At 68.7% G+C, this 6,214-nt stretch carries 4 protein-coding genes; 2 read left to right on the top strand and 2 right to left on the bottom strand.

Features of this window, described 5'->3' with window-relative positions; translation table 11 throughout:
• Positions 1-486: 486 nt before the first annotated feature.
• On the bottom strand, positions 487-1,902 hold the full coding sequence (locus ACIBP6_RS43435) for a M1 family metallopeptidase (protein ID WP_397060656.1): 1,416 nt from the start codon (positions 1,900-1,902) through the stop codon (positions 487-489).
• Between the two features lie 93 nt (positions 1,903-1,995).
• Complete coding sequence (gene hppD, locus ACIBP6_RS43430) at positions 1,996-3,105, bottom strand: 4-hydroxyphenylpyruvate dioxygenase (protein ID WP_397060654.1); 1,110 nt, start codon at positions 3,103-3,105, stop codon at positions 1,996-1,998.
• A 103-nt stretch (positions 3,106-3,208) separates the two neighbouring features.
• Between hppD and ACIBP6_RS43425 the strand changes: the two genes are divergently transcribed.
• Both ACIBP6_RS43425 and ACIBP6_RS43420 read left to right on the top strand, forming a co-directional pair.
• A complete protein-coding gene (locus ACIBP6_RS43425) occupies positions 3,209-3,697 on the top strand; it encodes an Lrp/AsnC family transcriptional regulator (protein WP_132610398.1) in 489 nt (162 codons plus the stop codon).
• A gap of 288 nt (positions 3,698-3,985) precedes the next feature.
• Complete coding sequence (locus tag ACIBP6_RS43420; protein WP_397060652.1) at positions 3,986-5,941, top strand: transglycosylase domain-containing protein; 1,956 nt, start codon at positions 3,986-3,988, stop codon at positions 5,939-5,941.
• Positions 5,942-6,214: the final 273 nt, after the last annotated feature.

The following is a 6,214-nucleotide window of genomic DNA, read 5'->3' as shown; positions in this document are numbered from 1 at the left end:
CGTACTCGCCTGGCCCTCGTACGGTCGCCTGGCCCTCGTACGGTCGCCTGGCCCTCGTACGGTCGCCTGGCCCTCGTACGGTCGCCTGGCCCTCGTACGGTCGCCTGGCCCTCGTACGGACGCCCGGCTCTCATACGGACGCCCGACCCTCATACGGACGCCCGACCCTCATACGGACGCCCGGCCTTCGTACTGGCCGTGCCGGCCGTGCTGGCCCCTGTACTGGCCGTGCCGGCCGTGCCGGCCGTGCTGGCCCCTGTGCTGGCCGTGCTGACCCCTTGTGCTGGCCGTCGTGACCCCATGCTGGCGTTCTGCTCCCGTGCTGCCCCTCCAGATCCCCGTACGCCGCCCCAGCCCCTCCAGATCCCGAATCCTGCGGAAGCCGTCTTGGGCGTGGACTTCGCCGTGCGAGGTCGTACAGCCACGGGATCCCGCCACCGGGCACCTGCGCTCACTGTCAGTCCGGCGGAGCGGATTCGCGGCGGGTCAGGCGGCGGGTTTGCGGGGCTGGAAGAGCCAGGCGTCGAAGAGCGGGTTGAGGTCTTTGCCGGACATGCGCTCGGCCAGGTCGATGAACTTCTCCGTCGTGACGTGCCCGTAGCGGTGCTCGGCGGCCCACGTGCGGAGCAGCTTGAAGAAGGTCTCGTCGCCGATGGCCTTGCGCAGCGCGTGCAGGGTCATCCCGCCACGGGTGTAGACCGACTGGTTGAACAGGTCGTCGGGCTTGGCCCGCCCGGGCGGATAGGACCACATCGGGTCGCTGTCGGGGCGGTTGTTGAACTCCGTGAAGAACTCCTCCACGGTCTTCCTGCCCTTGTGCTCGGACCACATCCACTCGGCGTACGTGGCGAAGCCCTCGTTGAGCCAGAGGTCCTTCCATCGCCAGATGGTCAGGCTGTTGCCGAACCACTGGTGGGCGAGCTCGTGGGCGACGATCACCTCGTCGGGGTCGAAACCGCCGTAGAGAGGCTTGGTCTGGTTCTCCAGCGCGTAGCCCGCGGTGTAGTTGTCGATCACGCCGCCCGTCGAGGAGAACGGGTAGGGGCCGAAGACCTTGGCCCAGTGGTCGGTGATCTCGGCGGTGGACGTGTAGAGCCGGTCGAGCCCGCTCTTGAAGGCCGGGTCGGTGGCGGCCAGCGTCGGGATGCCCGAGGCCGTCTTGCCCTGGCGCAGCTCGAACTTGCCGAGCGTGGCCGTCGCGAGGTACGTCGCCATCGGGTGGCGCTCCCGCCAGCGGAAGGTGGTCCTGCCACCGGCGGTCTTGGGCTGCCCGACCTGCTCGCCGTTGGCCAGCGCCGTCAGCCCGGCGGGCACGGTGATCTCGAAGGCGTAGGTCGCCTTGTCGGCCGGGTGGTCGTTGCTCGGGAACCAGGTCTTGGAGCCGTCGGGCTCGGAGGCCACGAACGCGCCGTCGGAGGTCGGCATGAACCCGAAGGTGCCGAGGTTGCCGGTGTCCTTCGCCGGGTTGGGGACGCCGTCGTAGGTGACCTCGACGGTGAACTCGTCATTGGCGTCGATGGGCCGCTCGGGCCGCACGGTCAGCTCGTCGCCCCGCCGGCTGAACGTCGCCGATTCGCCGTCGAGGCTCACCTTGCGCACGTCGAGCCCGGCCAGATCGAGATTGAAGCTGGACAGGCCCTGCGTGGCGGCGGCCCGGATGGTGGCCACCCCCTCGAGCCGTCTGGTGGCGGGCGTGTAGTCGACGTCGAGGTCGTAGTGGGCGACGTCGTAGCCGCCGTTGCCGTCGTCGGGGAAGTCGGGGTCGCCGATGCCGGGGGCGCCCGGGCGGTACGCCGCTTCGGTGTGGTGCACCGCGGGCGGTGTCGGCTCGTCGGTGAGCGAGCAGCCGACCACGCTGCCGAGCACGACGAGCGCGACCACTCCGCGCCTGTGGAAACGCATAGGTGACGAGCCCCCTTCAGATCGTGACCAGAATCTTACGCTGGGTCACGGACTGCCGACGACTCGTCACCGCACCGCCCCGGCAGGCCCCCTCTACAGGTTGCCTCGCCGCTCCTGCTCGCGCTCGATCGCCTCGAAGAGCGCCTTGAAGTTCCCCTTGCCGAACCCGAGCGAGCCGTGCCGCTCGATGAGCTCGAAGAAGACCGTGGGCCGGTCCTGCACGGGCTGGGTGAAGATCTGCAGCAGGTAGCCGTCCTCGTCGCGGTCGACAAGGATGCGGCGCTTCTTCAGTTCCTCGATCGGGACGCGCACCTCGCCGATGCGCTCGCGCAGCTCGGGGTCCTCGTAATAGGAGTCGGGAGTGTCCAGGAACCGCACGCCCGCCGCCCGCATGTGGTCGACCGTGGTCAGGATGTCGTTGGTGGCCAGCGCGATGTGCTGCACGCCCGGCCCGCCGTAGAACTCGAGGTACTCGTCGATCTGCGACTTCTTGCGGCTGACCGCCGGCTCGTTGAGCGGGAACTTGACCTTGCGGGTGCCGTCGGCCACGACCTTCGACATGAGCGCGGAGTACTCGGTGGCGATGTCATCGCCGATGAACTCGGCCATGTTCGTGAAGCCCATGACCTTGCGGTAGAACTCCACCCACTCGTCCATCCTGCCCAGCTCGACGTTGCCGACGCAGTGGTCGATCGCCTGGAACAGCCGCCCCGTCCTGGTCGCGGGCGGGGCCACGAGGGGCTCCGCCGCCACGTAGCCCGGCAGGTGGGGCCCGTGGTAGTTGGACCTGTCGACCAGCGTGTGCCGGGTCTCGCCGTACGCGGCGATGGCCGCGATCGTCACCTTGCCGTGCTCGTCCTCCAGCGTGTACGGCTCCACCAGGCCCTTGGCCCCGTTGGCCACGGCGTGGGCGTAGCCGGCCTCCACGTCGGGCACCTGGATGGCCAGGTCGATCACCCCGTCGCCGTGCTCGGCGACGTGGCGCGCCAGTTCGGTGCCCGGGCGGATCGAGGCCCGGAACTCGAACGTGGCGCTGCCCGAGGTCAGCACGTACGCGGCCGCGTCCTTGCTGCCGTTCTCCGGCCCGCGGTAGGCCACCAGCTTCATGCCGAACGCGGTCGAGTAGTAGTGGGCCGCCTGCCTGGCGTTGCCCACGGCGAACACCACGGCGTCCATGCCGTTAACCGGAAAGACATCACTCATGCTCACAACTGTCGAATTTCCTGGACTAGTTGCGCAACAGTTACCTCTACGAGTGGACAATCTGCCTAGTTGATCGCGGATTTCTCCGGTAAATCTGTACAGCATGACAATCGACGAGCTTGACGCCCGCCTGATCACCCTGCTGACCGAGGAGCCCCGGCTGGGCATGCTGGAGTGTTCGCGCCGGCTCGGCGTGGCCCGCGGCACGGTGCAGGCCCGCCTCGACCGGCTCATCGACCGGGGTGTCATCACGGGCTTCGGGCCCGACGTCTCGCCCGCCGCGCTCGGCTACCACGTCACCGCGTTCGTCAGCCTGGAGATCCGGCAGGTGGCCGGGCACGACCCGGTGGCCCACCGGCTGGCCCGCATCCCCGAGGTGCTGGAGGTGCACACCATCACCGGCGGCAGCGATCTGCTCTGCCGGGTGGTGGCGCGGACGAACTCGGATTTGCAGCGGGTTATCGATGTGATCGTTGATGTTCAAGGCGTACTCAGGACTAATTCGATCATCGCCCTTGACACTCCGGTTCCCTACCGAGTGTTGCCATTGGTCGCCGATGTTCCGCGTCAGGAAGGGCGCCGGCCGTCGTAGTATCAGCGGGGGACGAGGCACCATTATCGATCGTTTACCCTTGGCATTCGCCCAGGCTGCGGGGATGGGGCGACGCTTGACGGAGGGGAGTCAGGGGTGCGGAGTGGTGGTGGAAACGGAATGCGAAAACGGCGGCTTCTCCGGCTTGTACTGATTTCATTCGGTGCCGGAATCCTCGTGCTGGCCGGTCTTTTCGCCATTGCCTGGGCGATGACTCCGATTCCGGACACAACGCAGAAACAGGCGACCGCGCAGGGTTCGGTGATCTATTACCGCGACGGTAAAACCGTGCTCGCGCGGCAGGGCGTCGACCGCAGAAGGGTCGATATCGCGCAGGTGCCCCAGCACGTGCGCGACGCGGTCATCGCCGCCGAGAACCGGTCCTTCTACGACGACGCCGGCGTGTCGATCAAGGGCACCGCCCGCGCCGTCTGGTCCACGTTCACCGGGCAGCAGCTCCAGGGCGGCTCCACCATCACCCAGCAGCTCGTCCGCAACTACTACAGCGGGCTGAGCCAGGAGCGCTCGGTCACCCGCAAGTTCAAAGAGATCCTCATCGCGATGAAGGTCGACCAGTCCAAGCCGAAGGACTGGGTGCTGGAGCAGTACCTCAACACGATCTACTTCGGCCGCGGCGCCAACGGCGTGCAGTCGGCCGCCCGCGCCTACTTCGCCAAGGACGTCGGCGACCTGACCGTGGCCGAGGGCGCCTACCTCGCGGCGGTCATCCAGCAGCCCAGCCGCTTCGCCGACCCCCAGGGCGCCGACCTGGACGCGGTCAAGGCGCGCTGGCAGTCGGTGATCGACGCGATGACGCAGACCGGCGCGCTGACGCCCGAGCAGGCCGCCGCCGAGCGGTTCCCCGAGCTCGCGCCGCCGAAGAAGCCGTTCGAGCTCAAGGGCCAGGCCCAGCACATGCTGGAGCAGGTCACCGCCGAGCTCAACCGCCGCGGCTACACCAACGAGGACATCAACAGCAGCGGCCTGAAGGTCGTCACCACGTTCGACAAGAAGCTCATGCAGGCGGCCGAGCGCGCGGTGGAGGACCTGCTGCCCGACTCCACCCCGAAGCAGGTCCGTACGGGCCTGGCCGCCGTCGATCCCGCCACCGGCGAGGTCGTCGCCTTCTACGGCGGACGTCCCGCGCAGGTGGAACACTTCGACAACGCGTTCTCCGCCAAGGTGATGGCCGGCTCGACGTTCAAGCCGTACACCCTGGCCGCGGCCCTCGACAACGGGTTCGACCTGTCCACCCGCGTCGACGGCAACTCGCCGCTGCGGGTGGCCTCGGCCTCCAAGCCCATCCCCAACGACAGCGACCGCTCGTACGGGCTCATCAACCTGGTCAGCGCCACCCAGAACTCCGTCAACACCGCGTTCGTCGACCTCGGCCAGAAGGTCGGGCTGGACAAGGTGGCCAAGACCGCCGAGCTGGCCGGCATCCCCGCCGCCCAGCTGAAGCCCCACCAGGCGGCCGCCTCGTTCCCGCTCGGCGTCGCCTCGGTCAGCGCCGTGCAGAACGCCTCCGGGTTCGCCACGTTCGCCAACAAGGGCGTGCACATGGAGGCCCACGTGGTGCGGTCGGTCACCGACGCCCAGGGCCGCAAGCAGGTCGTCGAGCCGGCCGCCACGAAGGTGGTGGGCGAGCAGGCCGCCGCCGACACCACGTACGCGATGGAGCAGGTCGTCAAATACGGCACCGGCACCGGCGCCCGGCTCTACGACCGCCCGGTGGCCGGCAAGACGGGCACCACCGACGACTCGAAGTCGGTCTGGTTCAACGGCTACACACCGCAGCTCGCGGTGGCGGTCAACATGTTCCGCGACGACAACGCCACCGTCACGATCCCGGGATACGGCACGCAGTTCGGCGGTTCGCTGCCGGCGCAGATCTGGCGGGCGTTCATGACCGAGGCCATGGAGGGCAAGCCCGTCGAGGAGTTCCCCGAGCCGTCCGACTACGGCTACTCCTCGGGTTACGAGACGCCCGACTACGACAGCGACGTCCCCGACCCCGACTACACGCCTCCGACCGACTCGGACGAATGGGACGTCCCCGAGCCCGACGGCGGCCCGTCCTTCACCGACGAGCCCGACCAGGACAACCCGGGCGACCGCGCACGCCAGGACGTGGAGCCGGAGCTGACGGACCCGCCGTCCCTCGACCTGCCCGACAACCCCTGGATCCAGGACGACCGCACCAACTCCGATGAGCCCCGCCTCCGCGAACCCCAAGACCGCTGACCGGCGCCCGCGCGGCCGAGGTCGGCCGGGCGGTGAACGTGGCTCAGCGGCCGAGCTCGGCCGGGCAGCGGGATGGGGTTCACACCCGAGAGCCGGCGGGGTGGCTGAGGTCGGCTGGGTGGTGAACGTGGTTCAGTGGTCGAGGTCGGCCGGGTAGTGGGATGGGGTTCACGCCCGAGAGCCGGCGGGGTGGCTGAGGTCGGCTGGGTGGTGAACGTGATTCAGCGGCTGAGGTCGGCCGGGTAGCGGGATGGGTTCACGGCCGAGAGCCGG

The sequence above is a fragment of the Nonomuraea terrae genome (genome assembly GCF_044465245.1).
Taxonomy (GTDB): Bacteria; Actinomycetota; Actinomycetes; order Streptosporangiales; family Streptosporangiaceae; genus Nonomuraea; species Nonomuraea terrae.
Note: the sequence above shows the minus strand (reverse complement) of the source record. Positions and strands in the feature narration are given on the sequence as shown.